Source organism: Brevundimonas naejangsanensis (genome assembly GCF_000635915.2).
GTDB lineage: Bacteria > Pseudomonadota > Alphaproteobacteria > Caulobacterales > Caulobacteraceae > Brevundimonas > Brevundimonas sanguinis.
Genome location: NZ_CP015614.1, coordinates 1,954,639 through 1,978,539, shown reverse-complemented (window position 1 = coordinate 1,978,539; position 23,901 = coordinate 1,954,639). Strand labels below are relative to the sequence as shown.

Sequence of the window (23,901 nt, the reverse complement as noted above, 5' to 3'; positions counted from 1 at the left end):
ATCTGCCAAGCTTCTTGGCCAAGGTTCTTTGGAAGGCCCCGGCGTCGCCGGGGCCTTTCTTTGTTCATATTGCGGCCTTGACGGTTCACTTTCGGGCCAATTGAGCGCACAATGGATAATCATCAGGATCGCGCCCAGGGAGGCCGAACATGAGAAGGTCTTTCTTTGGTCTGGTTCTGGCCGCCGGGCTCGCCGCCTGCGCTCATGCGCCGGGCGAACTGGTGCGGACCGAAGGCATGCCGGGCCAGCTGGAGCCGATCCACGCCGCCGCCTTCACCCGCGACCTGGCGGTGTTCCGCGTCAGCTCCAACGGCTGCACCGACAAGGCCGACGTAAAGCCGTTCATTACGCGGCTGAAGGATTCGGCGGTCATCACCCTGCGCCGCCTGGACGAGGACCGTTGCACTCGTCCGGTCAAGGACGGCGTCCAGTTGCAATGGACTTTTGAGGAGCTGGGTCTGCCGCCCGGCGCCAATGTGGTGGTCAACAACCCCTATCTGTTGAACGGGGACGAGGGCGTGACCCAATAGGTCCGATCGAGCTGAATTTTCAGCTTTTGTTAGCTACGCTCAGACAGACGCGTTTAAGGCCTCGGTCATAGAAGGGCCGACCGTTTTCTCATGTCTGGCGTCCCCCTAGTATGCGCGTCCTCTCGTGTCTGACCGAAGATCACCATTTCGGTCTGGTGGCCTTGGCGGCTTTCATCTGCCTGGTCGGCAGCTGGGTTACCTGCGGACTTTTGCGGCGGGTCAGGGAAGAGCGCGGCGTGCCGCTGGCGTCTTGGGTGTTCCTGGGAGCGCTGGCCGGCGGCGCCACCATCTGGTGCACCCATTTCGTCGCCATGATCGCCTATCGACCCGGCGTCGAGATCGCTTACGAGCCGCTGCTCACCGGGGTGTCCTTGGCTATCGCCATTGTCGGCGTCGGCCTGGCGTTGGGCGGAGCGACGATCCGGGGGCGCTTCATGCCTGCGCTGGGCGGGGCGGTGTTCGGCCTGGCGGTCTCCGCCATGCACTTTGTCGGCATGGCGGCCATGGCGGTGGAGGCCGTGGTGCACTGGTCCTACGCCTATGTCGCCGTGGCCTTGATCGGTTCGGTCGTCTTCGGGGCCGCCGCCTTCCAGTTCAGCGCCCGTGCTGACGACCGGTTCGCTCGCCCGAAGGGAGCCGCCGCCATGGTCCTGGGCATCGTCTGCCTGCATTTCACCGCGATGGCGGCGATGACGGTCATCCCCGTCGCCGCCACGGACGGCGTTCTGACGGGGCAGGACGCCCAGCATGTGCTGGCGTTGGGCGTTGCGGGCGTGGGGTTGCTGGTGCTGGGGGCAGGGGCCGCCAGCCACTTTCTGGACAGTCAGGCGCACGCGCTGCACCGTGAGCGTCAACAGTATCTGATCGACAGCAGCGTCGACGGCATGGCGATCGAACGCGACGGGGCCATCATCGCCGCCAATGAAGTCCTGGCGACCCTGCTGGGGATCGAGCGCGAAGCCCTGGTAGGGGCAAGTCTGGAGCAATGGGTCGAGGACGCTCATCGTCTCGGGGACGGCGCGGTGGCCCAGACCGTGCTGCGGACCGAGGCCGGAGACATCGCCGTCGAACTGTCGGCCCGTCGCGACCAGACGACCGCCGGCGGCGTCATGATCTACGCCGTGCGCGATCTGCGCGACCGCATGGCCCAGGAACGGCGGATGGCCCATCTGGCGAGGAACGACAGTCTGACGGGCCTGCCCAACCGGGCCTCATTCCTGGAGCGGCTGACCCGGCTGAAGAAGACGGCGGCGGAAGGCGAGACCCTGGCTCTGTTCGCCCTCGACCTCGATCGCTTCAAGGAGGTGAACGACCTGTACGGCCATGCCGTGGGCGACCAGCTTCTGTGCGTCATCGCCGAGCGGATGAAGGCGGCCCTGCATGAGGGCGAATTCATTGCGCGTCAGGGCGGAGACGAATTCCTGGCCCTGGCGTCGGTCGCCGGCCGGGATCAGGCCCTCGCCGTCGCCGAACGCCTGCGAAAGGCGGTGATGGAAACCGTCACCATAGAGCACGCCGACCTGTCGTGCGGCGCCAGCATCGGCGTGTCGTTGTGGCCGGAAGACGCGCGGGACGTTTCGACCCTGATCAACAATGCGGACCTGGCCATGTATCGCGCCAAGGCCTCGCTGACGCAGGACGTCTGCTTCTATGAGGCGGACATGGATCAGGCCGTGCGTGCGCGCCGCCGGGTCACCCAGGCCCTGCGCGAGGCGCTGGAGCGCGAACAGTTCGAACTGCACTATCAGGTCCAGGCCTCGGTCGAGACGGGCAAGGCGACGGGCTATGAAGTCCTGCTTCGCTGGAAGAACGACGAGGGCCGCTATATCTCGCCCGTAGACTTCATCCCCGTGGCCGAGGAGACCGGGCTGATCCTGCCGATCGGCGAATGGGTCCTGCGTCAGGCCTGCCGTCAGGCCGCCGCCTGGGCCGAGCCGCACCGCATTGCGGTCAATCTGTCGCCGGTCCAGCTGAGCCATGTCGACCTGCCGCGTCTGGTGCATCAGATTCTGATCGAGACCGGCCTGTCGCCGTCGCGCCTTGAGCTGGAAATCACCGAGACGGCGATGATCACCGACATGGAGCGCACCACCCATGTCCTGCGTCAGCTGAAGGCGCTGGGCGTCACGGTGGCGATGGACGACTTCGGCACCGGCTATTCCTCCCTGTCGACGCTGAAGGCCTTCCCCTTCGACAAGATCAAGCTGGACCGCTCCTTCATGCTGGAGCTGGACGGAGCGGCGCCCCAGTCGCGCGCCATCATCCGCGCGGTTTTGACCATCGGCGAAAGCCTGTCGATCCCGGTGCTGGCCGAGGGCGTGGAGACGGCCGAGCAACTGGCCTTCCTGCGCGCTCAGGGCTGTAATGAGGTGCAAGGCTACCTGCTGGGCCGGCCCCAGCCCGAGGCTGACGCCCTGTCGCATGGCGCCGCCGTGATCCCGGCGACGGCGACGGCCAGAACGGCCGCCTGAGCCGCCCGGCCGCAGCCTTTCCGATTATTCACGTGATCCGGAACGGCGACGCTGGCAGTCTTGGGCCAATCAACACGGGAAAATCCTATGCGTCGTCTCATCATCGCTCTCGCCGTCGCTGCGGTCGCCGCGCCCATGCTGTCGGGCTGCATCATCATCGCCACCGAGAAGCCGACCACGCGCGTCATCCACTCGGCCCCGGCTGAGGCGAACTGATGCGTCTGGCTGTTGTTCTGGCTGCGGCCGCCCTGCTGCCCCTGCTGGGCGGCTGCGTCATCTATTCGAACGAGGGGGGCGAGAAGATCTCCATCGTCGCCGATCAGGGGACGACGCGCGTCGAGGCGCTTGAAGCCGTGCGCAAGGTCGACTTCGACGGTCAGCGGCTGAATGTCGTGGTCGGCTCCAACGGCTGCACCGAAACCTCCAGCTTCGAGGTCAAGATCAAGGACGGCGAACCGGCCGAACTGACGTTGACGCGCCGTACGCCGGACCTGTGCAAGGCTCTGGTTCCCGAAGGCGTGACGGTCAGCTGGACCTACGCCGAACTGGGTCTTGAGCCGGGCCAGCCGGTGCGCGTGCTGAACCCCATCAGCCTCTAGGCTTGAAACGGCCCCAGCATCTCTTTCGGGATGCGGGCCGGACGCAGGGTTCTGGCGTCGACCAGGCACCATTCGGACAGCCCTTGGGCGCACAGGCGGCCTTGGGCGTCCTCGATACGGACATAGCGGTTGAAGCGCGGCCCCTGCGGATCGCCGACCCAGGTGCGGGCGATCACGCCTGTCGCATCCGGTTCGATGGCGCGCAGGTAGTCGATCTCATGACGCAAGGCCAGCCAGGCCCATTTCGCGCGCGTCTCCTCGTCGAAACGCGCGTTCCAGTGCGCCGTGCCGACATCCTGCAGCCAGCCGACATAGACGACGTTGTTGACGTGGTTGTTCTCGTCGATGTGCTCCGGCCGCACCTCCAGCGGCACGACGAAGACCTCGCGGTCTTCACGCGGCTGAAGCTGCGGCCGGGCCATCGGTTCAGGCTCCGCTCGGCTTACGCTTCGCCAAGGGCGACGCCCTTCTCGGCCATCAGGGCTTGAAGCTCGCCCGACTGGAACATCTCGCGCACGATGTCCGAACCCCCGACGAACTCGCCCTTCACATAGAGCTGGGGAATGGTCGGCCAGTCGGTGAAGGTCTTGATGCCTTCGCGCAGGGCTTCGTCCTGCAGCACGTCCACGCCGACGAAGGGCGCGCCGACGTGATCCAGGATCTGAACGGCCAGCGAGGAGAAGCCGCAGCGCGGCGAGTCCGGCGTGCCCTTCATGAAGAGCACCACGTCATGCTCAGCCACCGCCTGGGCGATGAAGGCGTGGACGGGATCGGCGGCGGCGGTTTGTTCGGTCACTGTGTCGAAACCCTTCTTGAGGAGCCCGTGAGCTAGGCGCCCTTTGGGGCCGGGTCAAGGCCGGGCCAGTCCAGGGCCAGTCCAGGGCCAGTGCAGGGGCGGTGCAGGGCGGACTGCGCGCCTCAGGCGGACTGCGTGCGGGCGGTCAGCCGTTCGGCCCGTTCCGCCAGCGTCTGGGCGCCGTATTCGCGCGCGGTCTGGGCGGCTTCAGTCAGCATCAGGCCGACGCCGCGGGGGCTTTCGCCGGTCCACCGCGCCCGGGCCAGCGCGACCCGCGCCAGGCCGATCTGTTCGGCCGCCCAGTCCAGCGGCGTGGCCGTGACCGAAGGCCGCGCCAGACGGCGCCGCAGGCTGGTCTCGATATCCAGCAAGGCGGTCAGGTCGCCGGCGGCGCTGGCGCGGGCGGCGTCCTGGGCCACCCGCTGCTCATGGGCCAGGGCGCCCAGGACCAGGCCGCCGCCTTCGGTGAGGGCCTCAGCCTGGATCAGCACCACCGACGGCAGGGTCTCGCGCTCGGCGCGCATGACCTGAATGGCGGACCAGTCCAGCGGGCTGTGATCGGGCGTGAACAACTGGGCGGCGACATCGAACATGGCCTGCGCCTGATCGCGGGCGGCAGGGGCGTCGGCGACGGCCGCCAGGGCCGCCATCCCCGCCGCGCAAAGGGCCAGGGCGCGGGCGCGGCTCAGCGGCCTCTGTTCCGGAGCAGCCGCCTCGACCAGGGCGCGCAGGTCGCGCCCGGCCTGATCCAGCATCCGGGGATCGCGCGCCGTCAGGCCGATCTCCAGCACCAGGGCGGCGCGGTCCAGTCGTATCTCGTCTTCCAGAGTGCGCGGGCCCTTCAGATTGGCCAGGGCGGTTTCCAGCAGGCTGGCGGCCTCGTTCATCTCCGACAGGCGGCCGGACAGAAGCGCCAGCCGCGAGCGCAGTCGGGCGTGCAGCGCCGCAGCCGCCGCCACCGTATCCACACGTCGCGCCGCAGGCAGGTCGCTCAACAGGTCGAGGGCGGCGGTCAGCCGTTCCGGCCCGCCGCGCAGGTCGAAGGCCAGCATGGCGCTTGTCGCCAGATCCAGGGCGGCGCGCACCGCCTGATCGCCGTTGGCGGCGTGTTTGGCGGCGTCGCGGCCGCTGCTTTCGGCGCGCTCCACGCTGGCGGCCGCGCCGCAGCGGCGGGCGTGCTCGCGCCACAGGGCGGCGGCGCGCAGGGCTGCGTCGAACGGACGGGGGCATGAGACGCGCCCGGCGTCGGTGGATTGCTGGCGCGCCTCAACCTCGACCAGACCCACGCCGATCAGCTCCAGCCAGCCAAGGTCGTCGCTGTCGCGCGCCTTCTCGAACAGCCGTCTGAGATCTCTGCCGAATTCGAACATTCGCCTGTATCGCCGCCTGCATCGTCCCGCTTCGGGATCAAGAGGATGATCCCGGCATCGACCAAGCAAACGCAGCGCCGTTGGAACGGTTCGCCTTGGCTATGAAGACAAATTGTCGGGCGGGCGTCAGCGCGGGCCTCGGTCCTGCGGCGTCGCAGCGCCCCTCAGCCCAGGCGGGGCGCCTTCTGGCGGCAGCGCTGCAGGGTGGCGCGGGCCTCGGATTCCCCGGCGGAAAGGCGACGCACGGCGTCCAGACGGGCGCGAGTCTGTTCCGTTTCGGCCACGGCCGGATTGCGCCCGGCGACGGTCGCCGCCTGCATGGCCGCCAGCGACCAGTAGAGGGCGGCGTCATAGAGCGAGCGGCCATAACGGCTCTCTCCGCCCTCCAGTTCGGAGGCCGCCTGTGTCAAACCGGCGCAACGCACCGCCTCGTCATAGGAGACGAGCCGGGCGCTGGGCGCTGGGGCCGCAGCCTGGGGCGAGGTCTGGGCCTGCGCCGAGGTCTGAGCCAGCGCCATGGCGGCGGTGACGGCAAGGATGAACATCAGAACTCCACAGGCGCGGGGAGCGCCGAACTGGCCCTACTAGAGAACCACGTCCCCGCGAAGGATGAAAGACGTGTTCAGCTAAGCTTCAGGTTGCATCCGGGGCCTTCGGCATGGCGCGGCCCTGATCTGCGAGCCAGCGCAGGAACTGACGGCGGCCTTTCGACATCTCGCCTGCGCCCGGAATGGCGGCCACAGCGCCCTCGTCGCGGGCGAAGCCGAACGGCGCCAGCAGCCGCCCGTCCGCCACCGCCTCGGCCGTCAGCGCCCACGGCAGGACCGCCGCGCCCCAGCCCGCCAGGGCGCCGTCCAGCGCAAAATGCAGATGGGCCACAGGACGCTCGTGCGCATCGGGCAGGCGCCGATCCGTCAGGCGGGCCCAGTCCTTCCACGCCGACAGATGGGTGCGCGGGGCCAGACGCGGCGCGTTCAGGACGTCCATCCGCGCATCGCGCCGGATCAGGGCTGGGGCGATCACCGGCCCGATCGCATTGGGAATGACGCGAAGGGCGCCCAGACTGTCGATGCGCGAGGCGTCCAGCAGCCGCAACAGCACATCGGCCCCTCGGCGGCTGACGGCGTGGGGCGCCAGTTCGACCAGATGAACCCGCACCTGCGGATACAGGCGGTTGAAGTCCGCCAGCCGGGGGATCAGCCATTTGACCGCCAGACTGGCGTTGGCGGCGACATTCAGGTCGCGCCCGTCGCCCCGCGCCTCGGCCACGGCGGCGGCGATCTGGTCGAAGGCGACGGTCAGTCCGGGCAGGAGGCCCCGCCCCGCCTCCGTCAGCGTCAGGGCGTGACGCGGCCCCTCGAACAGGCGCAGGCCCAGTTGCGTCTCCAGCGCCTTGACCTGTCGGCTGACGGCGCTGTGGGTGACGTTCAACTCAGCCGCCGCGCGGGTCGCGCTGCCGGTGCGCGCCATCGCCTCGAAGGCGCGCAGGGCGTTCAGCGAAGGCAGAGGCGCTGAGGCTGTGAGGTTTTCGAACATCTCGCGTTCGATAGGTCGCTTTCGCCACGCGGGCAAATCCGCTGACACAGCGCGCCATGTCGCGCCTCGCCGTTTCTCGCCTGATCATTCCCGTTCTGGGCCTTGGGATGATCGTTTCCTTCGCCTCCAGCTACTATCTGCTCGGCGTGCTGGCCGAGCCTTTGGCGGGGGGCGTGGGGACGACGCCGGGGGTGGTGTTCACGGCTCTGTCGGGCGCATTTCTGGTCTCGGCGGCGCTCAGCCCGTTCGGCGGGTGTTGGATCGACCGGCGCGGCGGGCGCGAGGTGTTGTCGGCGGCTGCTTTGATCTTCGCTCTGGCGCTGATCCTGCTGGGGCTGGCGCGCGATCCGGTCGTCATGGTCGCGGGCGTGCTGATGCTGGGGGCGGGCATGGGCGTGGGGCTGTACGGCCCCGCCTACGCCGTGCTGGTGGCCCTGCATGGCGAGGCGGCGAAGAAGCCGATCACCGCCGTTTCCCTGCTGGGGGCCTTCGGCGGGGCGTTGGGCTGGCCGCTGACCTTGCTGATGATCGAGACTGTCGGCTGGCGCGGCGCCTGTTTCGTCTGGGCGGGGGCGCATGTCGTGCTGTGTCTGCCGCTCTATTGGGCCGTGCTGCCGGATGGGCGGGCCGGGGGCAGGCCTCCTGCGTCCGGCCGCGTGCGGTGGGACGGGACCATGATCCGGTTGGCCGTCCTGTTCGCCGGAGCTTGGTGGGTGGCTACGGCCATGAGCGCCCACCTGCCGCGTCTGCTGACCCGGCTGGGCTTGAGCGCAGCCGAGGCGGCCATGGCCGCCGGCCTGATGGCGGGCGCGGCCATCGCGGTACGCCTGATCACCCTGGCGGCGCCGGGCAGGGGCTCGCCCGTTGCGGCGGCGCGGGCGGCGACCCTGCTGCATCCGTTCGGCGCCCTGATCGCCTTCGTCGGCGGCAAGGGGGCGGCGGGCGCTGTGGCGCTGGGGCAGGGGGCGGGCAACGGCCTGCTGGCGGTGGCCTCGGGCGTCCTGCCGCTGCATCTGTTCGGGCGTGAGAACTATGGCGCGCGACAGGCCCTTGTGCTGACGCCCGCCCGTTTCGTCCAAGCGGCGGCTCCGGCGCTTTACGGCGTGGTGCTGGACCGCTCGGCGGGGCTGGCCATGCTGCTGTCCAGCGGGGTCTGTCTGGTCATGTTCGCCATGACCTTCGGGCTCAGACGAAAGCCGGGCCTTTAATTCCCGGCGCGATCAGGCAGAAGGGGGCCATGTTCATGCGCCGCTTCATCCAGCTTCAATTCGGCCTGTGCCTGTATGGTGTCGCCGCCGCCATGATGGTGCGGGCCAACCTGGGCTTGGATCCGTGGAACGTCTTCCATCAGGGTCTGTCGTTGCGCACAGGCATGAGCCTGGGGACCGCCTCCATCCTGATGGGGGTGGTGGTGATGCTGACGTGGATTCCCCTGCGGCAGAAGCCGGGGATCGGCACCCTGTTCAACATCTTCGTCATCGGCCTGTCGATGGACGCGGCTCTCGCGGTCATGCCTGAGATGACGACCCTGCCGCTGCGGCTGGCCTTCATGGCGGGGGGCGTCGTGCTGACGGCGGTGGGCGCGGCGGCCTATATCGGGGCGGGCATGGGGACGGGGCCGCGCGACGGCCTGATGGTCGGGCTGAACCAGCGGCTGGGGTGGTCGATCCGCGTGTCGCGGATGCTGATCGAGCTCAGCGTCCTGGCCGGCGGCTGGCTGCTAGGCGGCTCGGTCGGCGTCGGCACCATCGTCTTCGCCGTGGGCATCGGCCCGCTGATCCAGATCTTCCTGCCGTGGTTCCAGAGTTTGGCGCGGGAAGGCGCGCCCGCCCGCGCCAGCGCGTAATCGGTCAGCCCCGTTCCTTGGTCTTCGAGAAAGCGACCTTGGGGAAGCGTTCGGCGACGTAGCCCGTCTCCCAGCTCGACTTGGCCAGGAAGACCGGGTTCTGGTCGATATCGGCGGCCATCTGCGGCCGGTATTTGCCGGCGAAGTCTTCAAGGTCGGCCTTGGCTCCGGACACCCAGCGGGCCTCGGCGTAAGGCGACGGCTCGAACATGACGTCCAGGCCGTATTCCTCGCCTAGGCGGTCGGCCATGACCTCGAACTGCAGCTGGCCCACGGCGCCGACGATGAAGTCCGCGCCCAGTTCCGGGCGGAACAGCTGGGTCACGCCTTCCTCTGCCAGACCGACCAGCGCCTTTTGCAGGTGCTTGGCCTTCAGCGGGTCCTTGACGCGGACGCGCTGCAGGATTTCCGGGGCGAAGTTGGGCAGGCCGGCAAAGCGCACCAGGCCGCTCTCCGACAGGCTGTCGCCGACGCGCAGCACCCCGTGATTGGGAATGCCGATGACGTCGCCGGCATAGGCCTCTTCGGCCAGTTCCCGGTCCGAGGCGAAGAACATGATGGGGGCGTTCACCGACAGCTGCTTGCCGGTGTTCTGGACCTTCAGCTTCATGCCGCGCTTGAAGCTGCCCGAGGCCATGCGGAACATGGCGATGCGGTCGCGGTGGTTGGGGTCCATATTGGCCTGGACCTTAAAGACGAAGCCGGTGACTTCGTCCTTGCTCGGCTCGACCGTGATGTCTTCGGGCGCGGGGGCGTTGCGGGTTTCGGGCGGCGCCTCCTTACGGGCTTTCATGGTCTTGGGCGGCGGGGCCCATTCGCCGATGGCCTTCAGCAGCTCCTCGATGCCGAAGTGGCGCAGGGCCGAGCCCCACAGCACAGGCGTCATGTGGCCTTCCAGAAACGCCTGATGATCGAACGGCTTATAGCCCGCCTCGACCAGTTCCAGCGCATCGACCATGTCGGCCTGCTCCGTGCCCTGGAAGAAGTCGGCGGCCTGATCGAAGGGCAGGGGCGCCGGGTGTTCGCCGTCGTTGTCGGCGGTCTTGCGCGTATAGGGCTGGAAGCGGCCCTGACCGCCGACCTCGGCCAGACCGCGCAGGCGATTGCCGCTCTCGGCTGGCCACCAGATCGGCGAGGGGTCCAGCTGCAGGCGGGACGCGATCTCGTCCAGCAGGGCCATCGGGTCCTGCGCCTCGCGGTCCAGCTTGTTGATGAAGGTGATGATCGGGATGTCGCGCAGGCGGCACACCTCGAACAGCTTCAGCGTCTGCGGCTCGATGCCCTTGGCGGCGTCCAGCACCATGATGGCGCAGTCGGCGGCGGTCAGGGTGCGATAGGTGTCTTCGGAGAAGTCCTCGTGCCCCGGCGTGTCCAGCAGGTTGAACATCTTGCCGTCGTGCTCGAACGTCATGACCGAGGCGGTGACCGAGATGCCCCGTTCCTTCTCGATCTTCATCCAGTCCGAGCGCGCCCGGCGGTTCTCGCCGCGCGCCTTGACCGCGCCGGCAGCCCGCACGGCGCCGCCCGCCAGCAGGATATGCTCGGTCAGCGTCGTCTTACCGGCGTCCGGGTGAGCGATGATGGCGAAGGTCCGACGGCGATCGGCCTCCTGAGCGAGGGTCAGTTTGGACATGGAGCTTCCTTTAGGAGGCGCGACCTAGCGCGCCGGCGCTCAATTGTCGACGTTCACGATGCCGTGAGAGACCCTTCGCCTATGAGGGTTATTCGAGGCATCCTCGTTTCTGGGAGACGGCGGACCATGAGTTCGCCGCACTAGGGAAGGGAAAACGTCATGGCTCTGGTCCATCCAGGCAAGGTCGCGCCTGCACCGAACGCGTCCAAGATTCATCCGCTGGTCTGCTTTCTGGCCGGGTTCGGTCTGATCGTCCTGGCCGCAGCCGTCGTGCACACGGTGTTCGGCGTCCTGCTCTAACACCTTTCAGGTCAGGCGGCGTCGGTGGCCTGACCCGGCGCATCGGCGTCGTCTTCGTCGTCAGGCTCGGGTCCTGTTTCCAGCGGAGCCTGGTGCAGGGCCTGTCGCGCGCGGTTGATCATGGCCCGCGCCTGACGCTTGTAGCCGCTGGAGTGAGGGCTGTTGGCTACCGGCGTCAGGACCGCGATCGCCTCCGGGTTCATGCCGCGCGCCATATAGGCGTGGGCCAACCGGGTGCGGCAGTCGAAGGACTGCGGCGCCAGGGCGCAGGCGACCTCGAGGGTGGAGATGTCGTTATCCGTCGGATAGCGCGGCTGGCCGTTTCGTACGTCGTTGAGACCCAGATAAATACGGAAATCCAGTGGCTCGGCGTCCATCGCCCGGGCCAGATAGATGGAGGCCTGACGGCGAAGCTCATTGGCGTCGTCGACTGACCCCGCCGCTTCGGTCTGGTCCAGCAGCGCCAGGGCGGCGACACGCAGGACCTGGGCGTTGCTCGTGTTGGCGTCGAGGCTCGGCGCCAGAGCCGCCAGCGCCAGATCGGGACGTTGTGACAGTCTGTGGGCACGGGCGGTGAGCAGCCGGCCCACATCGGAGTCTGCGTGAAGTTCGCCTAGGGCGAAGGCCGAGCGGATCAGTTCGGCCCGGTTTTCGCTCGCCTCTTTGCGCTCGCGAACCCGACGCGCCTTTTGCGCTTCTGATTGAGTTTCATCTTCGGTCTCCTCCTCGGCCGGAGGCTTGATCGGCGCGTTATCGAGACGCACGTCCAGCCAGATGGCGTCCGCTTGGGCTTTCGACAGCCGACTGATCGCCACCTGCGGATCTGTGACCGCAATCTGGGGCGTGGTCACGTTGATGGAGCCGGAAATATAGCGCCAGACGTCGTCCTGAAGCTGAGCGGGGGTCCGGCCTGTCGCCGCCTGCATGGCGACGACGGAATCCTCACCACCGGCCACAGCACCCAGATAGCGTCCGAGCATCTGGGTGCGTTCGGGCGTGCTCATGAAGTAATGGGTCATGGCCCAGGCCTGGGCGTAATAGCTATGCGCCGGGTAACGTCCGGAATCCGAGATGCGCCACTTCAGCACATCCTCCATCTTGGCCCACGAGCTGAACCCCATGGTCAGGGAGTTCATCCGGCCCGGATTATGCCGTCCGAACTGGATCTTCTTATCGGTCAGGCTGGCCGTTGAGTAGAATTCGGCAAACCCCTCTACGAACCAGGATGGATAGGCGTTGGCCTGCATCTGGAACATGAAGTGGTGCGCGTATTCGTGGAAGACGACGACATCGCCCATAGAGCTGCGCGTATCGACAATCGTATAGATGCGGCCGCTGTTCGGCGAATAATAGCCCGCTACCCCCTCGCTGATGCCAGGAGACATGCGGTTCATGTCGCGTCGACCCTCGGCCATGAAGATCTCCAGCTTGGGGATCTCATGGTCGGTCTGGATGGGATAGTAGGTCCTCAGCAGGGCGTCGAAACGCTCGACCTTCTGGGCGTAGCGCCGCAGGCTGCCTTCCGAGGTGTCGCCATAGACGATGAAGTGGTCGGTTTCGGCCCGGAGCCATTCCGCCAGCGCCGGCGATGCGGCGAAGGCGCCGAGGGCGGCCGCCGCGGTCATGGCCGCGCCCCGCTTCACGCGAAACCGCATTTTCTTGTTCATCGCCCTTCGTCTCCCCAAGGCTGAGGGACAAGAAATAAAGAACGATGGTGTTCTATGGAAGCCCTAGGCGGCCAGGCGGCTCCAGACCGTCTTGTCGGCCGTGGCGGCGTCCAGGGCGCCGCGACGCGCGCGCTGATGCAGGTGACGCAACACGATCTCGGGCAAGGCGCAGAAGCGCGGCTCGACCAGTTCGGGCGCGCAACCGGCCTGCGGCGCCGCGAAGAGGGCGGCGCTGACGCCTTCGGCCTTGTGGGCGATCAGCCAGGCCAAGCGGCGAGCGCGGGCGGGGTCGTTGTGGTGAAGCAGCGGGTCCTCGGCGAACAGTTCGCAGCCCATCTCCAGCACATAGTCGAACGACAGGCACTCGAACCGACGCACGTCGTGGCTGGGGGCCGGGCAAGCCTCGTCCAGATCGAAAACGACGTCGTTCAGAAGAAACAGCATGGACCGCGCCCGCTCGCAGGACCGTTCTGGTCCCATGCGAGGGGTTTTAGGACGCCGCGCTTGCGGTCCGGTTCACGAACGCGGTGAACGAGCCGGTTACCATTTTGAGCGGCCCTACCGGCCTTCGGCCTGCTTGAGGGCCGGTGCGGGGGCCTACCTATAGACCCTCTATCCGGGCGAAGGAGGGTCAGCCCTGCGTCTTCTCGGTCAGGAAGTGGCGGCCGTGGCGGTCCTCGATCTCGACGATCCAGAGGTCGGGGTCATAGCGGCGCTGGCGATCCAGATAGGCGTCCAGTTCGCTCTCGAACTCGCTGGCGACGGGCTGGATCCACAGCGGTTCGCCGTCCTGGCCGGTGGCCTCGGTCCACAGTCGGGCGGTGCGGGTGGCGGTGTCATAGGCCTTGACGATGACGGCGCCGGCGCGGGCGTCGCCCTTCTTCACCACCACGGCGTTGGCGCCCTCCAGCTCGGCGCGTCGGATCAGGGCGCCGACCCAGACGTCAGTGGAAAGAAGCAATTGATTCACCCTGTTTGGAGACGGACCCGGAACCGGCGTCGGCTAGGGTGGAGGCATGAACATAGCGCTGTCGCCTCGCATAGTCAGCAGAACGCTGGCCGCGATCGTCGTACTGGCCCTCGCGGCCGGGACGGCGACCGCTGCTGGCCAGAACTCTAGCGACGTCTATTACGAGCGCGCCTTCGTGCGGGCGGCCCAAGACAAATGCCGCCTGTTCGAGCCGCGCCTGACGCAGGCGCTGGAGGCGGCGACGCTGCAGGCGCGCGGGGCCGCCTTGCGGGCAGGTCGCCCGGCGACCGAACTGGCCGCGACAGCCGGGCGCGCCAAGGCGCGGGCGGAGGCGACCGCCTGTGACGACGCCGAGCTGAACCGGGTCAAGACGCGGGTGCGCCACGCCTTCGCCGGGTGGTCGCGGGCGGCGCGTATCAACTTCCCCGGCGACAAGGCCGTCTGGAGCGCCGACCGTTTCGAAAGCGTTCGCGACGGCTGGCGCCTGTTTCAGGACGGGGCGACCGGCGCCTCGCCTGTTCGCTTCGGCCTGACCGGCAAGGCGCCGCAGGACGCGCGTCCGGCGGCGGTCGTGTCGTTCGTCGGCAAGCCCCGACCCTATGCCGCGCGCATCGTCATGCGGGACGCGGCGCGCTCGCCCCGACCATGGCTGGGAACGGACGGCCTGCCGCCGGACGGCGCGCGCCGCGCGGTCTTCGCCGCCGGGTCCGATCTCGCGCCGCGTGAGCTGCTGGTCTCAGGCGCGCGGGCGGGCGAGGTTTGGCGCTTTCCCGACAGCGCCGCCGAGGCGCTTGCGGCGCTGGACCCGCGCGAACCCTTCCTGATTGAATTCCTGTTCCGCGACGACAGCGTGGCGACGGCGCGTTTCGAGGCGGGCGATTTCGCCGCCGCCCGCGCCTTTCTGGCTATGGGCCCGGTCTAACGGCGGCGTCAGCCTTCGGCCAGAACCGGCAGTCGCAGGGCGGCGGCCGTGCCCTCGCCCAGGGTGCTGTCCAGGCTCAACGCCCCGCCATGCAGTTCGGCCAGGGCGCGGACCAGAGCCAGCCCCAGCCCGCTGCCTTTCGCCTTCTGGTCCGCTTCGCCGGCCTGCTCATAGGGGCGCCCCAGCCGCGCCAGATCAGCCTTGGCTATCCCGACGCCGGTGTCGGCGACGATCACTTCCAGCATGGTCCCCGCCGCCTGCGCCGAGGCCGTGACCGTCCCGCCCGCAGGTGTGAACTTCACTGCGTTCGACAGCAGGTTCAGCGTCATCTGCTTCAGCGCCCGACGGTCGGCCCGGATCATCAGTGGTTCGGGCGGCAGGACGGCGTTCAAGGCCACGCCCTTGTCCTCGGCCTGAAGACGCACCAGCGCCAGCCCCGCCGTCACCGCTTCGCGCGCGTCGAACCGCTCCAGCGCCAGCTCATAGCGGTCCGCCTCGATGCGGCTGACATCCAGGACGTCGTTGATCAGGTCCAGCAGGTGGCCGCCCGCTTCGTGGATCGAGCGGGCGTAGTCGGCGTAGCGGGGCGGGACCGGGCCGAACAACTCCTGCCGCATGGCGTCCGAAAAGCCGATGACGGCGTTCAGCGGGGTGCGCAGTTCGTGGCTCATATGGGCCAGGAAGCGCGACTTGCCGGCGCTCTGGGCCTCGGCCTCCATGCGGGCGGCGTCCAGCTCAGCCTCGCGGGCGTACTGTAAGGTGGCGTCCAGAGCCTGAACGATCAGGCGAGAGCCGCCGTCATCCATGCGCCGCGCCGTCAAAAGGATGCGGCGGTCCAGCGCCAGGCGGGGCGTAAAGCGGACCTGTGCCTCGCCCAGGCTGCGCGCGCGGGCCAGCGCGGCCAGGACCGCGGGGCGGTCGGCAGGGTCGACGGCCGACAGCAGCCCCTCTTTGAATAGCGGCTCGACCGGCAGGGCGGCGGGCGCCGCACCATAGGCGGCCAGGGCGCGCAGGTCCTGATTGAGCGCCAGAGTCAGGGCGGGCTGACCGGCCAGCAGGGTCTCGACCCCGGCCACGTCGGCTTCGGCGACCTCCATCCGGCGAGCCGCGCGGCGGGCGCCGAGGAACAGGGCCGCCGTGGTCGCGCCGGCCGTCATCAGGGCCGAGATCCCCGCCGTGGTCGCCGCCGCCGACGGCGCGCCCAACAGCCAGCTGGACAGCAGCCCCGCGCCCGCCGCGCCCGTGGCGGCTATGGCGGCGACCAGCACGCGGCGGCGCCCGCCCACCGCCAGACCCGCCGCCAACGGCGCGAAGACGAAGCCCGCCAGCGGGCCGCCCGCCCCGCCGCTGAGCGCCGCGCCCGCCAGCGCCGCCAGCGTCCACAGCGTCAACAGGGCCGAACGGGCCTCGTCATCGTCGCGGCGCAGCAGGGTCAGCCCCGCCAGCCCCGGCGCCGCCATGACCCCCAGAGCCAGCAGCAGGGGCGCCGCCGTCCCGGCGGCTTCGGCGCCGGTCCCTGCGCCGGTCGCGAACAGGGCCGTCACGCCGACGGCCGCCGCCCAGCCCGCGTGCCAGGCGGCCACGGCGGCGCCGTCCCCGGCGTCGTGGACCTCGGGGCGGCGGATCGGATCAAGCAGGGCGGTGTGAGGCTTCAAGTGCGCCTGAGACGGACGGAGTGATAACAACCCTATATCTAGGCCGCGTCGTCTCAAGCCCCTAGGGCGCTCGCCTATAGGGGGAGCGGCGCGCCGGTTGTGATCGCGGCGGCGGGGGCCTATGTCGCGCCCATGACTTCTACCGCCCCCGACCGCTCCATCGACGAGACCCTGGCCGAACTGGTCGAAGAGTTCGACCTGTTGGGAGACTGGGAAGGGCGGATCGAATACGTCATCGACCTGGGCAAGGACCTGCCGCCCCTGCCCGAAGAGGCGCGGATCGAGGCGAACAAGGTGCCGGGCTGCGCTGCTCAGGTCTGGTTGTCGATGCGGCCCCAGGGCGAGCGGCTGTTTTTCGACGCCGACAGCGACAGCGCCCTGTCCAAGGGCAATATCGCCTTGCTGCTGCGGCTCTATTCGGGGCGGCTGCCGGGCGAGATACTGGCGTTCGACGCCAAGGCCGCTCTGGACCGGCTGGGCCTGCCCTCGGCCCTGACGCGCCAGCGCGCCAACGGCCTGAACAGCATGGTCGGGCGTATCCGCGAGGCGGCGTTGGCGGCGGGCTGACCGCGATCGCCGCTTCTCTTCCGATTGGGCGCGATCGGGCGCATGATGAGGCGTCTCATACGGTGTGGAGCGGTCCGATGACGGCCCTGACGAAGCGCGCCCCTTCCTTTTTCAATCCTGTCCGAATGGCCGGCTGGGGCGCGGTCGGGCTGATCCTGTTGACGCCGTTGGCGGCCATGCAGGTCACCTCCGAGGTCGCCTGGGACGCCCAGGACTTCCTGTTCGCCGCCGTCCTGCTGGTCGGGGCGGGTCTGCTGCTGGAGCTGGTTCTGTGGAAAACGCGGACCCCGCTGGCGCGGCTCATGTTGGCCGCAGCGGTGATCCTGGCCGTGCTGTTGATCTGGGCCGAGGCGGCGGTCGGGATTTTCTGAAGCCCAACCGCCTTTATCGGCTTAGGACTGCGGGCCCAGGAAGGCGAAGGCGCGCGCATTGCTGAACTTGGCGGTGGCGTCGCCCGCATGGGTGTTGATCTGGTTCTCGCCCAGCTCCAGCCGCTTGACCGGGGCGCGTTCAGAGAAGTCGATCTTCTTCAGGTCCACCCAGAAGGTGTTCGGCGTCAGGGCCGACTCGAAGAAGTATAGCTTGCGCTTGTGATCCACGACCGTCCGCCAGCGCGTCGAGGAGATGTTCGGCTGATCCGGGGTCGAGATGCCGAACGGCACCGAGACGTTGCGGATCACGCTGAACACGCTGGCCACGGCCATGTTCTGGTCTTCGAACTTGGGAATGGCGTTGGCGTAGAAGGAGGCCCGGGCATAGCGGTCGGCCGCCCGGTTGGTGCCCGGCAGCATGACCGTGCCGCCGATGCCCTGCCAATAGGTGTTCAGGGCCAGCTGCTGATCGAACGTCGGCGAGTTGGTCATCACCTGGTAGTCGCGGCTGTGGTGGATCACCAGTTTGCCGTCGATGTATTCGAAGATGGCGCTGTCGCCGCCGGAATCCGACAGGGACAGGTGCAGGGTGGTCAGCCGCTCCTGACCCGGCACATTGTCGCTGACCAGGACGAAGGGTTCGTCGCGCAGGGCCTCGACCGCCTCGGCCACGGTGGCGAAGTTGTCGAGGGCGTACTGGGCCCAGGCGGCGATGCTGAGGGCGGGCTTGTTCGGGTCGTCAGCCGGGTATTGCGACTCGACCAGCCACAGGACGTTGGCGACCAGACCCATCTCGTTCACGCCGTCGACGGTCGAGATGTCATAGCCGCTGGCGATGACGCTGCCGTATTTGGACGTCCAGGTCAGGGAGTTGGGACCGCCGGACCCGTCCCGCGCCATGCCGCGCGGGAAAATCCACAGGTTGGTCATGATCTCGTCCTTCCAGTCCATCGACCGGGCCGTGATCACCGCGCCGTCGTGGCTGCCGTGGTAGACAAGCCGCGTGCACGCTTCGGCCGCGGGAACGGCCAGCATGAAGGCGGCGGCCAGGGCGGCGACGCCCTTCTTCATTCCGTTACGCATGTCGTCTCCTTGGGATGGGGGGTCGTGAGGGAAGGATCAGTAGGTCAGCTGCGCCCGGCCAGCGTGACGTTCCCGTCCAACGAGGTGGCCCAGACGTAGGGGCTGACCGTGACGCGCCACGGCTCATCCGCGCTGGTCTGGGCAAAGGCGGAAGCGCCGCCCGCCAGCCCCAGAGACAAGCCCAGAACCTGTGCGGCTGGACGGAAGAAGGTCATGGGGAATTCCATTCGCTGCCACCGGAAGATGGCGTCACGGTAGAACGTCCATGCTTAAGCAATGATGGAGCGACAATCGCTGATGGCATGTCGCAATGGCGCCGTTCGGCCGGATCATCCTATGCCGTAATGCTCCGCCAGCGCCTGCAGCCCCTGTTTGAGCAGGGTCTTGCCCTGACGGCGGCGCAGGGACAGCGCCTGTTCCGCCAGTTGCAGCGACGTGCCGTGGATGCAGACCTGCTCGACGATGGCGCGAAGACGCGGGCCGCAGGCCTCCAGGGCCGCCTGCACCCGAGCCGAGGCGGAGATGGCGTGGTCGCTGGGCTCGACCCGTCCCGCGCCGCCGCCGGAGCCGCTGCGAGGCAGGCCGTCCCAGCGCATGGTCATGGAAGGACCGGCGGCGGCGATCTCGGCCTCGGCGCGCAGCCGCTCGCCGGCCGCGACCTCGGCCGGGGTCAGCCAGGGGCGGCCCGACTGGTCCTTGCGCCGCGCCAGCCACAGGATCGGGCTCTCGCCCAGATTGGCGCGGCGCATCGTCAGGCGGCCGTCCGCTTCCATCACCGCCCGTTCCCCCTCGATGACGCCGGGGCGGCCGGGCGGGGGCGAAAGGGGCGCGTGGTCGTTGGCCGCGCGGGGCAGCCAGCCGCCCCCCTGACGCAGCTTCAGCCCCGGCCGCTCGATCACGGCGCGGAAGGCGGCCTCATCCAGCGTCAGCACCACCCGGCTGCGCCGGTCGCCGCCGAGACGCAAGGTATAGGCGCCGTTCGCCTGGTCCAGCCAGGCGCCAGGCCGTTGCAGCAGGCTGCGCGCGCGTTCCAGTTGACGGCTCATCGGCGGCCTCCGGTTTCGGGGGCCAGATCGACCAGCGGCAACTCCATCACCGCCCGCAGCGACCCCTCCAGCCCGTCCATCAGCGCGTCGTAGTCGGGCCGGTCGCGTTCATCCTCGGCCCAGCGGCAGGCCGCGCCCGCCGTCGCCCGGTTCAGGCCGAAGGCGTGGGCGACCCGCTCCAGCGGCCAGCCGAAGGAGACGTGCGCCAGATACATGGCCGACCATCGCGCCCGGCAGGCCCTGGGCCGCACCCGCTCGCGCCGCTTCATTTCCGCGACCGGCACCCCCAGGGCCAGACCTGACAGCGACAGGGCGGCGTCCGCCCGGATGCGGTCGCCCTCCGTCACCGGCACGCGATAGGGTTCCATGATCTGCGCTTCCTCCCGTCATTCCTGTGGATCCCGCCATTATGAGTGCGTGTGGCGGGTGCGTTAGGAATGTTGTCCTATGAGGCGTCAGAAGCGGTCGCTTCCCCAGGCGGGGTCGGGCATCGGCGGGGACGGTTGTGCACGCCCCCTGTGGAAGACGCGCCAAAGGTCAACAGGGGAATGCGGCGCCCGGCGTTAATAAATTAACGAATCCTTGACTCAGGACTCTGGACGGCGATTCGCAAATCATCCTACGCGTTCCATATCGGGACCCGTTAACCCTTCTTAAGGTTTTGGCCCGTTAACGTTGGAACAAGGTTACCCGGCCGCATCTCACGCGCGGTCATCCCAAGCTTTGCCTGGAGGGGCATTAATGCGCGTCCTGTTGATCGAAGACGACCACGCGACGGCTCAAAGCATCGAACTGATGCTGAAGTCGGAAGGGTTTAACGTCTACACCACTGATTTGGGTGAGGAAGGCATCGATCTGGGCAAGATCTATGACTACGACCTCATTCTGCTGGACCTGAACCTGCCGGACATGAGCGGGCTTGAGGTTCTGCGCCAGCTGCGCAACGGCAAGATCAATACGCCGGTGATGATCCTCTCGGGCAGCCATGAGATCGACACCAAGGTCAAGACGTTCGGCGGCGGCGCCGACGACTATCTGACCAAGCCCTTCCACAAGGACGAGCTGATCGCGCGCACTCACGCGGTGGTCCGTCGCTCCAAGGGCCACGCCCAGGCGATCATCCACACCGGCGAGATCGCGGTGAACCTAGACGCCAAGACCGTCGAGGTGAACGGCCACCGCGTGCACCTGACCGGCAAGGAATACCAGATGCTGGAGCTGCTCTCCCTGCGCAAGGGCACGACCCTGACCAAGGAGATGTTCCTCAACCACCTGTACGGCGGCATGGACGAGCCGGAGCTGAAGATCATCGACGTCTTCATCTGCAAGCTGCGCAAGAAGCTGGCGACGGCTGCGGGCGGCAAGCACTACATCGAAACCGTCTGGGGCCGCGGCTATGTCCTGCGCGACCCGGCTGAAGGGGCGGCCACCGTCGCCGCTTGAAAAGACCCCTCCTGAGCCTCCACTCAGGGCCGATCCAGAAACGCCCGCCGAGTTCATCGGCGGGCGTTTTTATTTGCCCTTCTCCCCTTGTGGGAGAAGGTGGCAGGCGGAGCCTGACGGATGAGGGCACCTTGATCTGAAGGGGGTGTCGCACCGCTCGATCTCAGAAGGTCAGTAGTCGCGCCGACACCCCTCATCCGAGCGCCTCCGGCGCCCACCTTCTCCCACAAGGGGAGAAGGATTAATGCGCGAACGCCTTGGTCAGCACGTCGAACATGGGATTGGGCCGGCCTGCGTCGTCGAACAGCAGGGGGCTGTCCTGGCCGTCGTCGTTCTTGCCCCGGCGCAGCCAGGAGTCGCTGTCGCGGACGCCCCAGACGGTGAAGGCGAAGCGCTGGGCCGGAGGCAGGTCCATGAAGGCCTCGGCCAATTCGGCCACGCGCGCGGTCTGCTGCTCGCGGCGCTGGGCGCGGGGGCGCAGGTCGGGCATCCGGCCGCCGCGCTTCAGCGAGGCGTCCAGTTCGGAGACATGGATAGGCAGGCCGAACTGTCGGGCCTCGTTCATGAAAGCGGCGATCTGGCCGCCGGGGATTTCGATGTCGAGGTGGGACTGGATGCCGATGCCCTGGATCGGCGCGCCCGCCTTCAGCAGCCGTTCAATCAGACGCAGGAAGGCCGCGCCCTTCTTGGGCGTGTTCTCCAGGTTGTAGTCGTTCAGGAACAGGGTCGCGTCGGGCGCCGCCAGGCGGGCCTGTTCGAAGGCGCGGATTATATAGGCGTCGACGCCGCCCAGGCCCCGGCTCCAGACGCAGTCGCGATAGCCGCTACCGTCATCCTCGACCGGCTCGTTGACCACGTCCCAGCCGACGATCTGGCTGCGCCAGCGGCCGGCGACCTCGGCGATATAGCGGTCGTGCTCGGCGATGAAGCGCGGTCGGTCATCGACGATGGCCGTGAACCACGGATGCTCCTGCGCGTACCAGATCAAGGCGTGGCCGAAGAGTCGGATGTCCAGATCGCGGGCGAAATAGGCGATCCGGTCCGGCGCGTCGAAGCGCAGGGAGCCGTCCTTTTGCAGGATGTACTCCATCTTCATCTCCCACTCGGGCGTGAGCTGGGAGAAGTGGGTGGAGACGAGGCGGAACCAGTCCTGATCCGACAGTTGGCCGGACATGGCGACCGTGCCGACCGGGAAGGGGGCGACGGACTTCAGCGGGCGGACGGGGCCGGCAGGCGCCGCTTCGGGCGCCTCGCCCGCGCCGCACGACGCGAGCGCGAGGGTGGAGGCGAGAAGGGCGCGACGGTCGATCACGTCTAGCCCTCGGCGCGGCGACGCAGGCCCATTTCGTCATAGGCGGCGGCCTCGCGCTTGGCGGCGGCCATCAGCTTGTTCAGTCGGGTGGTCTCGGCGACGTGCTCGAACTTCTTCAGTTCCTCGAAGGCGCCGGTCAGCGCGTCGCGGGCGCCTTCCTCCTCGGCGGCGACGGCGGCGATCTCGGCCTCGGCGTCGGCGCGGCGCAGCTTCCAGCCGTTGAGATAGGCCTGCAGCATCATGCCGGAGGACGGGTCGAGCCGGGCGTTCTCACGCTCGATCTCGGCCTGGGCGTCCAGCACGGCGACGCGCATCTCGGCCTCTGCCTTGCGAGCGGTGATCTCGGCCAGGCGCTTCTGCAGCGTCTCGACCTCATAGTTTGAGATGCGGATCAGGGATTGGGCCCAGGCCGTCATGCGTCGTCTCCCGCGATCATTGGTCCACCATGCCCTGGTTCAGGATGGTTTCAAGTCTGTCGAAACTGTCGTTCAGGCGCGTCGCGTCGTCCTTGTCCTGGGTCAAGAAGCCTTCCAGGGCCGGGTTCAGGGCGATGGCGCGGTCGACGATGGGGTCCGCCCCGGTGCGATAGGCGCCGATGCGGATCAGTTCTTCCATGTTGGAATAGGCGCTCAGGCACTGGCGCGCGCGGCGGTTCAGTTCGCGCTCGGGCGGGGACTGGTTGCCGGGCATGGTGCGGCTAACGGACTTGAGCACGTCGATGGCGGGGAAGCGGCCGCGCTCGGCGATCTTGCGGTCCATGACGATGTGGCCGTCCAGAATGCCGCGCACGGCGTCGGCGATCGGCTCGTCATGGTCGCCGCCGTCCACCAGAACGGTGAACAGGGCAGTGATCGGTCCCGCCTCCGTGCCGTCCGGGCGGATCGGGCCGGGGCCGGCGCGCTCCAGCAGCTTGGGCAGTTCGGTGAAGACGGTGGGGGTGTAGCCCTTGGTGGTCGGCGGCTCGCCTGCGGCCAGGCCGATCTCGCGCTGGGCCATGGCGAAACGGGTGACGCTGTCCATCAGGCACAGCACCTCCAGCCCCTGGTCGCGGAAGAACTCGGCCACGGCCATGGTCATATAGGCGGCCTGGCGCCGTTTCAGCGCCGGTTCGTCGCTGGTGGCCACGACGACGACGGCGCGTTTCAGACCTTCTTCGCCCAGGGTCTCTTCGATGAACTCGCGGACCTCGCGGCCCCGCTCGCCGATCAGGCCGACCACCACGACGTCACACGTCGCCTGGCGCGCCAGCATGGACAGCAGCACCGACTTGCCCACGCCCGAACCGGCGAAGATGCCCAAGCGCTGGCCCCGGCTGGTGGTGGTGAAGACGTCCATCGCCCGCACCCCCAGGTCCAGCCGCTGGCCCACCCGGCCGCGCGAATGAGCGGGCGGCGGCGGGGCGCGCAAGGGGTAGGGGACAAGGCCCGGCGTCAGCGGCCCCAGGCCGTCGATCGGCTCGCCGAAGGAATCGATGATGCGGCCCAGCCAAGCCGTCGTCGGGCGCACGCTGGCGGCGGCGTTGATGATCTTGATATCGGCGCCCGGCGCCACGCCCTCGACCGGGCCGAAGGGCATCAGCAGGGCCTTGGCCTCGCGGAAACCGACGACCTCGGCGGGCAGGGGCGGCTGGCCGCGTCGCTCGATCTCGGCGCGGGCGCCGACGGCGAGGCGCGACAGGCCGCCGCGCGACTCGATCAGCAGGCCGCTGACGCCCGCCACCTTGCCGGTGACGACCAGCGGGTCGATCGCTTCGACGGCGGCGACGAGATTACGCAAGGAAGGCC

Annotated in this window: 28 protein-coding genes; 11 read left to right on the top strand and 17 right to left on the bottom strand. The window is 68.3% G+C overall.

All coding sequences use genetic code 11. The annotated features are described in order from the left end of the window. Positions 1–149 precede the first annotated feature (149 nt). The 4 genes from DA69_RS09375 (at position 150) to DA69_RS09365 (ending at position 3,600) form a co-directional block, all read left to right on the top strand. On the top strand, positions 150–530 hold the full coding sequence (locus DA69_RS09375; protein WP_025978465.1) for a lipoprotein: 381 nt from the start codon (positions 150–152) through the stop codon (positions 528–530). A 110-nt stretch (positions 531–640) separates the two neighbouring features. After that, complete coding sequence (locus DA69_RS09370; RefSeq protein ID WP_025978464.1) at positions 641–3,001, top strand: EAL domain-containing protein; 2,361 nt, start codon at positions 641–643, stop codon at positions 2,999–3,001. A gap of 87 nt (positions 3,002–3,088) precedes the next feature. Continuing rightward, entirely contained in the window at positions 3,089–3,217 is a 129-nt protein-coding gene (locus DA69_RS15020; RefSeq protein WP_003169681.1) for a hypothetical protein, read from the top strand. Continuing rightward, on the top strand, positions 3,217–3,600 hold the full coding sequence (locus DA69_RS09365) for a hypothetical protein (protein WP_025978463.1): 384 nt from the start codon (positions 3,217–3,219) through the stop codon (positions 3,598–3,600). The genes DA69_RS15020 and DA69_RS09365 overlap by 1 nt, the downstream gene beginning before the upstream one ends. On the opposite strand, the gene DA69_RS09360 is transcribed toward DA69_RS09365, so the two are convergent. The 5 genes from DA69_RS09360 to DA69_RS09340 all read right to left on the bottom strand — a co-directional run bounded on the left by DA69_RS09360 (position 3,597) and on the right by DA69_RS09340 (position 7,302). Continuing rightward, positions 3,597–4,022 (bottom strand): acyl-CoA thioesterase, encoded by a 426-nt coding sequence (locus DA69_RS09360; RefSeq protein ID WP_025978462.1) that lies wholly within the window; start codon positions 4,020–4,022, stop codon positions 3,597–3,599. The two genes, DA69_RS09365 and DA69_RS09360, sit on opposite strands and share 4 nt — an antisense overlap. A gap of 20 nt (positions 4,023–4,042) precedes the next feature. After that, positions 4,043–4,396 (bottom strand): Grx4 family monothiol glutaredoxin, encoded by a 354-nt coding sequence (grxD, locus tag DA69_RS09355; RefSeq protein ID WP_025978461.1) that lies wholly within the window; start codon positions 4,394–4,396, stop codon positions 4,043–4,045. 122 nt (positions 4,397–4,518) lie between these two features. Beyond that, positions 4,519–5,766 (bottom strand): hypothetical protein, encoded by a 1,248-nt coding sequence (locus DA69_RS09350; protein ID WP_025978460.1) that lies wholly within the window; start codon positions 5,764–5,766, stop codon positions 4,519–4,521. A gap of 164 nt (positions 5,767–5,930) precedes the next feature. After that, positions 5,931–6,311 (bottom strand): hypothetical protein, encoded by a 381-nt coding sequence (locus tag DA69_RS09345; protein ID WP_024353542.1) that lies wholly within the window; start codon positions 6,309–6,311, stop codon positions 5,931–5,933. A gap of 88 nt (positions 6,312–6,399) precedes the next feature. Further along, positions 6,400–7,302: a LysR family transcriptional regulator gene (locus DA69_RS09340; protein ID WP_025978459.1), complete on the bottom strand. Its 903-nt coding sequence runs from the start codon at positions 7,300–7,302 to the stop codon at positions 6,400–6,402. 56 nt (positions 7,303–7,358) lie between these two features. Between DA69_RS09340 and DA69_RS09335 the strand changes: the two genes are divergently transcribed. Together DA69_RS09335 and DA69_RS09330 are read left to right on the top strand one after the other, a co-directional pair. Continuing rightward, positions 7,359–8,510 (top strand): MFS transporter, encoded by a 1,152-nt coding sequence (locus DA69_RS09335; protein WP_025978458.1) that lies wholly within the window; start codon positions 7,359–7,361, stop codon positions 8,508–8,510. 29 nt (positions 8,511–8,539) lie between these two features. After that, a complete protein-coding gene (locus tag DA69_RS09330; protein WP_025978457.1) occupies positions 8,540–9,148 on the top strand; it encodes a YczE/YyaS/YitT family protein in 609 nt (202 codons plus the stop codon). Positions 9,149–9,152: 4 nt separating this feature from the next. Here the strand turns inward: DA69_RS09330 and DA69_RS09325 are convergent, their stop codons facing one another. Next, positions 9,153–10,781 carry a peptide chain release factor 3 gene (locus tag DA69_RS09325; RefSeq protein ID WP_025978456.1) on the bottom strand — a complete coding sequence of 543 codons (1,629 nt, stop codon included), beginning with the start codon at positions 10,779–10,781 and terminating at the stop codon, positions 9,153–9,155. 159 nt (positions 10,782–10,940) lie between these two features. Here DA69_RS09325 and DA69_RS14730 point away from each other — a divergent pair, with 159 nt between their 5' ends. Continuing rightward, entirely contained in the window at positions 10,941–11,081 is a 141-nt protein-coding gene (locus DA69_RS14730; RefSeq protein ID WP_167349653.1) for a hypothetical protein, read from the top strand. Between the two features lie 11 nt (positions 11,082–11,092). Here the strand turns inward: DA69_RS14730 and DA69_RS09320 are convergent, their stop codons facing one another. From DA69_RS09320 to DA69_RS09310, 3 genes are all read right to left on the bottom strand, one after another. Next, a complete protein-coding gene (locus DA69_RS09320) occupies positions 11,093–12,748 on the bottom strand; it encodes a DUF1570 domain-containing protein (protein ID WP_025978455.1) in 1,656 nt (551 codons plus the stop codon). 63 nt (positions 12,749–12,811) lie between these two features. Next, positions 12,812–13,192: a hypothetical protein gene (locus DA69_RS09315; protein ID WP_025978454.1), complete on the bottom strand. Its 381-nt coding sequence runs from the start codon at positions 13,190–13,192 to the stop codon at positions 12,812–12,814. A gap of 187 nt (positions 13,193–13,379) precedes the next feature. After that, positions 13,380–13,709 (bottom strand): DUF1491 family protein, encoded by a 330-nt coding sequence (locus DA69_RS09310; RefSeq protein WP_025978453.1) that lies wholly within the window; start codon positions 13,707–13,709, stop codon positions 13,380–13,382. A gap of 55 nt (positions 13,710–13,764) precedes the next feature. Here DA69_RS09310 and DA69_RS09305 point away from each other — a divergent pair, with 55 nt between their 5' ends. Beyond that, positions 13,765–14,640, top strand: coding sequence for a hypothetical protein (locus DA69_RS09305; RefSeq protein WP_025978452.1), 876 nt, complete (start codon positions 13,765–13,767; stop codon positions 14,638–14,640). 8 nt (positions 14,641–14,648) lie between these two features. Here the strand turns inward: DA69_RS09305 and DA69_RS09300 are convergent, their stop codons facing one another. Next, positions 14,649–16,295, bottom strand: a complete 1,647-nt coding sequence (locus tag DA69_RS09300) for a sensor histidine kinase (RefSeq protein ID WP_025978451.1) — start codon at positions 16,293–16,295, stop codon at positions 14,649–14,651. Positions 16,296–16,427: 132 nt separating this feature from the next. Here DA69_RS09300 and DA69_RS09295 point away from each other — a divergent pair, with 132 nt between their 5' ends. Both DA69_RS09295 and DA69_RS09290 read left to right on the top strand, forming a co-directional pair. Beyond that, positions 16,428–16,862 (top strand): SufE family protein, encoded by a 435-nt coding sequence (locus DA69_RS09295; RefSeq protein WP_025978450.1) that lies wholly within the window; start codon positions 16,428–16,430, stop codon positions 16,860–16,862. 77 nt (positions 16,863–16,939) lie between these two features. Beyond that, positions 16,940–17,233 (top strand): hypothetical protein, encoded by a 294-nt coding sequence (locus tag DA69_RS09290; protein WP_025978449.1) that lies wholly within the window; start codon positions 16,940–16,942, stop codon positions 17,231–17,233. Between the two features lie 21 nt (positions 17,234–17,254). On the opposite strand, the gene DA69_RS09285 is transcribed toward DA69_RS09290, so the two are convergent. From DA69_RS09285 to DA69_RS09270, 4 genes are all read right to left on the bottom strand, one after another. After that, positions 17,255–18,316, bottom strand: coding sequence for a linear amide C-N hydrolase (locus DA69_RS09285; protein WP_235599141.1), 1,062 nt, complete (start codon positions 18,314–18,316; stop codon positions 17,255–17,257). Positions 18,317–18,360: 44 nt separating this feature from the next. Further along, the gene (locus DA69_RS14725) at positions 18,361–18,543 is read right to left on the bottom strand and encodes a hypothetical protein (RefSeq protein WP_025978447.1); all 183 of its coding nucleotides are present in this window, start codon (positions 18,541–18,543) and stop codon (positions 18,361–18,363) included. Between the two features lie 102 nt (positions 18,544–18,645). Then, the gene (locus DA69_RS09275) at positions 18,646–19,362 is read right to left on the bottom strand and encodes a DUF6456 domain-containing protein (protein WP_025978446.1); all 717 of its coding nucleotides are present in this window, start codon (positions 19,360–19,362) and stop codon (positions 18,646–18,648) included. Then, on the bottom strand, positions 19,359–19,730 hold the full coding sequence (locus DA69_RS09270) for a chromosomal replication initiator protein DnaA (RefSeq protein WP_025978445.1): 372 nt from the start codon (positions 19,728–19,730) through the stop codon (positions 19,359–19,361). Before DA69_RS09270 ends, DA69_RS09275 begins: the two co-directional genes overlap by 4 nt. 373 nt (positions 19,731–20,103) lie before the next feature. Between DA69_RS09270 and ctrA the strand changes: the two genes are divergently transcribed. Next, complete coding sequence (ctrA, locus tag DA69_RS09265; RefSeq protein WP_024353526.1) at positions 20,104–20,805, top strand: response regulator transcription factor CtrA; 702 nt, start codon at positions 20,104–20,106, stop codon at positions 20,803–20,805. A gap of 241 nt (positions 20,806–21,046) precedes the next feature. Here ctrA and DA69_RS09260 read toward each other — a convergent pair whose 3' ends face one another. The 3 genes from DA69_RS09260 to fliI are packed head-to-tail and all read right to left on the bottom strand — an operon-like array spanning position 21,047 to position 23,893. After that, entirely contained in the window at positions 21,047–22,117 is a 1,071-nt protein-coding gene (locus DA69_RS09260; RefSeq protein ID WP_025978444.1) for an endo-1,4-beta-xylanase, read from the bottom strand. Between the two features lie 2 nt (positions 22,118–22,119). Continuing rightward, positions 22,120–22,533: a hypothetical protein gene (locus DA69_RS09255; RefSeq protein ID WP_025978443.1), complete on the bottom strand. Its 414-nt coding sequence runs from the start codon at positions 22,531–22,533 to the stop codon at positions 22,120–22,122. Between the two features lie 16 nt (positions 22,534–22,549). Further along, entirely contained in the window at positions 22,550–23,893 is a 1,344-nt protein-coding gene (fliI, locus tag DA69_RS09250) for a flagellar protein export ATPase FliI (protein WP_025978442.1), read from the bottom strand. Positions 23,894–23,901: the final 8 nt, after the last annotated feature.

Bases quoted from the DNA above. Each gene is read 5' to 3' on its own strand.
- DA69_RS09270 (WP_025978445.1), bottom strand. From the start codon at position 19,730: ATGGAACCCTATCGCGTGCCGGTGACGGAGGGCGACCGCATCCGGGCG.
- DA69_RS09290 (WP_025978449.1), top strand. From the start codon at position 16,940: ATGACGGCCCTGACGAAGCGCGCCCCTTCCTTTTTCAATCCTGTCCGA.
- DA69_RS14730 (WP_167349653.1), top strand. From the start codon at position 10,941: ATGGCTCTGGTCCATCCAGGCAAGGTCGCGCCTGCACCGAACGCGTCC.
- DA69_RS09345 (WP_024353542.1), bottom strand. From the start codon at position 6,311: ATGTTCATCCTTGCCGTCACCGCCGCCATGGCGCTGGCTCAGACCTCG.
- DA69_RS09315 (WP_025978454.1), bottom strand. From the start codon at position 13,192: ATGCTGTTTCTTCTGAACGACGTCGTTTTCGATCTGGACGAGGCTTGC.
- DA69_RS09320 (WP_025978455.1), bottom strand. From the start codon at position 12,748: ATGAACAAGAAAATGCGGTTTCGCGTGAAGCGGGGCGCGGCCATGACC.
- DA69_RS15020 (WP_003169681.1), top strand. From the start codon at position 3,089: ATGCGTCGTCTCATCATCGCTCTCGCCGTCGCTGCGGTCGCCGCGCCC.
- DA69_RS09350 (WP_025978460.1), bottom strand. From the start codon at position 5,766: ATGTTCGAATTCGGCAGAGATCTCAGACGGCTGTTCGAGAAGGCGCGC.
- DA69_RS14725 (WP_025978447.1), bottom strand. From the start codon at position 18,543: ATGGAATTCCCCATGACCTTCTTCCGTCCAGCCGCACAGGTTCTGGGC.
- DA69_RS09275 (WP_025978446.1), bottom strand. From the start codon at position 19,362: ATGAGCCGTCAACTGGAACGCGCGCGCAGCCTGCTGCAACGGCCTGGC.
- DA69_RS09375 (WP_025978465.1), top strand. From the start codon at position 150: ATGAGAAGGTCTTTCTTTGGTCTGGTTCTGGCCGCCGGGCTCGCCGCC.
- DA69_RS09285 (WP_235599141.1), bottom strand. From the start codon at position 18,316: ATGCGTAACGGAATGAAGAAGGGCGTCGCCGCCCTGGCCGCCGCCTTC.
- ctrA (WP_024353526.1), top strand. From the start codon at position 20,104: ATGCGCGTCCTGTTGATCGAAGACGACCACGCGACGGCTCAAAGCATC.
- DA69_RS09305 (WP_025978452.1), top strand. From the start codon at position 13,765: ATGAACATAGCGCTGTCGCCTCGCATAGTCAGCAGAACGCTGGCCGCG.
- DA69_RS09340 (WP_025978459.1), bottom strand. From the start codon at position 7,302: ATGTTCGAAAACCTCACAGCCTCAGCGCCTCTGCCTTCGCTGAACGCC.
- DA69_RS09295 (WP_025978450.1), top strand. From the start codon at position 16,428: ATGACTTCTACCGCCCCCGACCGCTCCATCGACGAGACCCTGGCCGAA.
- DA69_RS09360 (WP_025978462.1), bottom strand. From the start codon at position 4,022: ATGGCCCGGCCGCAGCTTCAGCCGCGTGAAGACCGCGAGGTCTTCGTC.
- DA69_RS09255 (WP_025978443.1), bottom strand. From the start codon at position 22,533: ATGACGGCCTGGGCCCAATCCCTGATCCGCATCTCAAACTATGAGGTC.
- DA69_RS09335 (WP_025978458.1), top strand. From the start codon at position 7,359: ATGTCGCGCCTCGCCGTTTCTCGCCTGATCATTCCCGTTCTGGGCCTT.
- DA69_RS09365 (WP_025978463.1), top strand. From the start codon at position 3,217: ATGCGTCTGGCTGTTGTTCTGGCTGCGGCCGCCCTGCTGCCCCTGCTG.
- DA69_RS09330 (WP_025978457.1), top strand. From the start codon at position 8,540: ATGTTCATGCGCCGCTTCATCCAGCTTCAATTCGGCCTGTGCCTGTAT.
- DA69_RS09325 (WP_025978456.1), bottom strand. From the start codon at position 10,781: ATGTCCAAACTGACCCTCGCTCAGGAGGCCGATCGCCGTCGGACCTTC.
- DA69_RS09370 (WP_025978464.1), top strand. From the start codon at position 641: ATGCGCGTCCTCTCGTGTCTGACCGAAGATCACCATTTCGGTCTGGTG.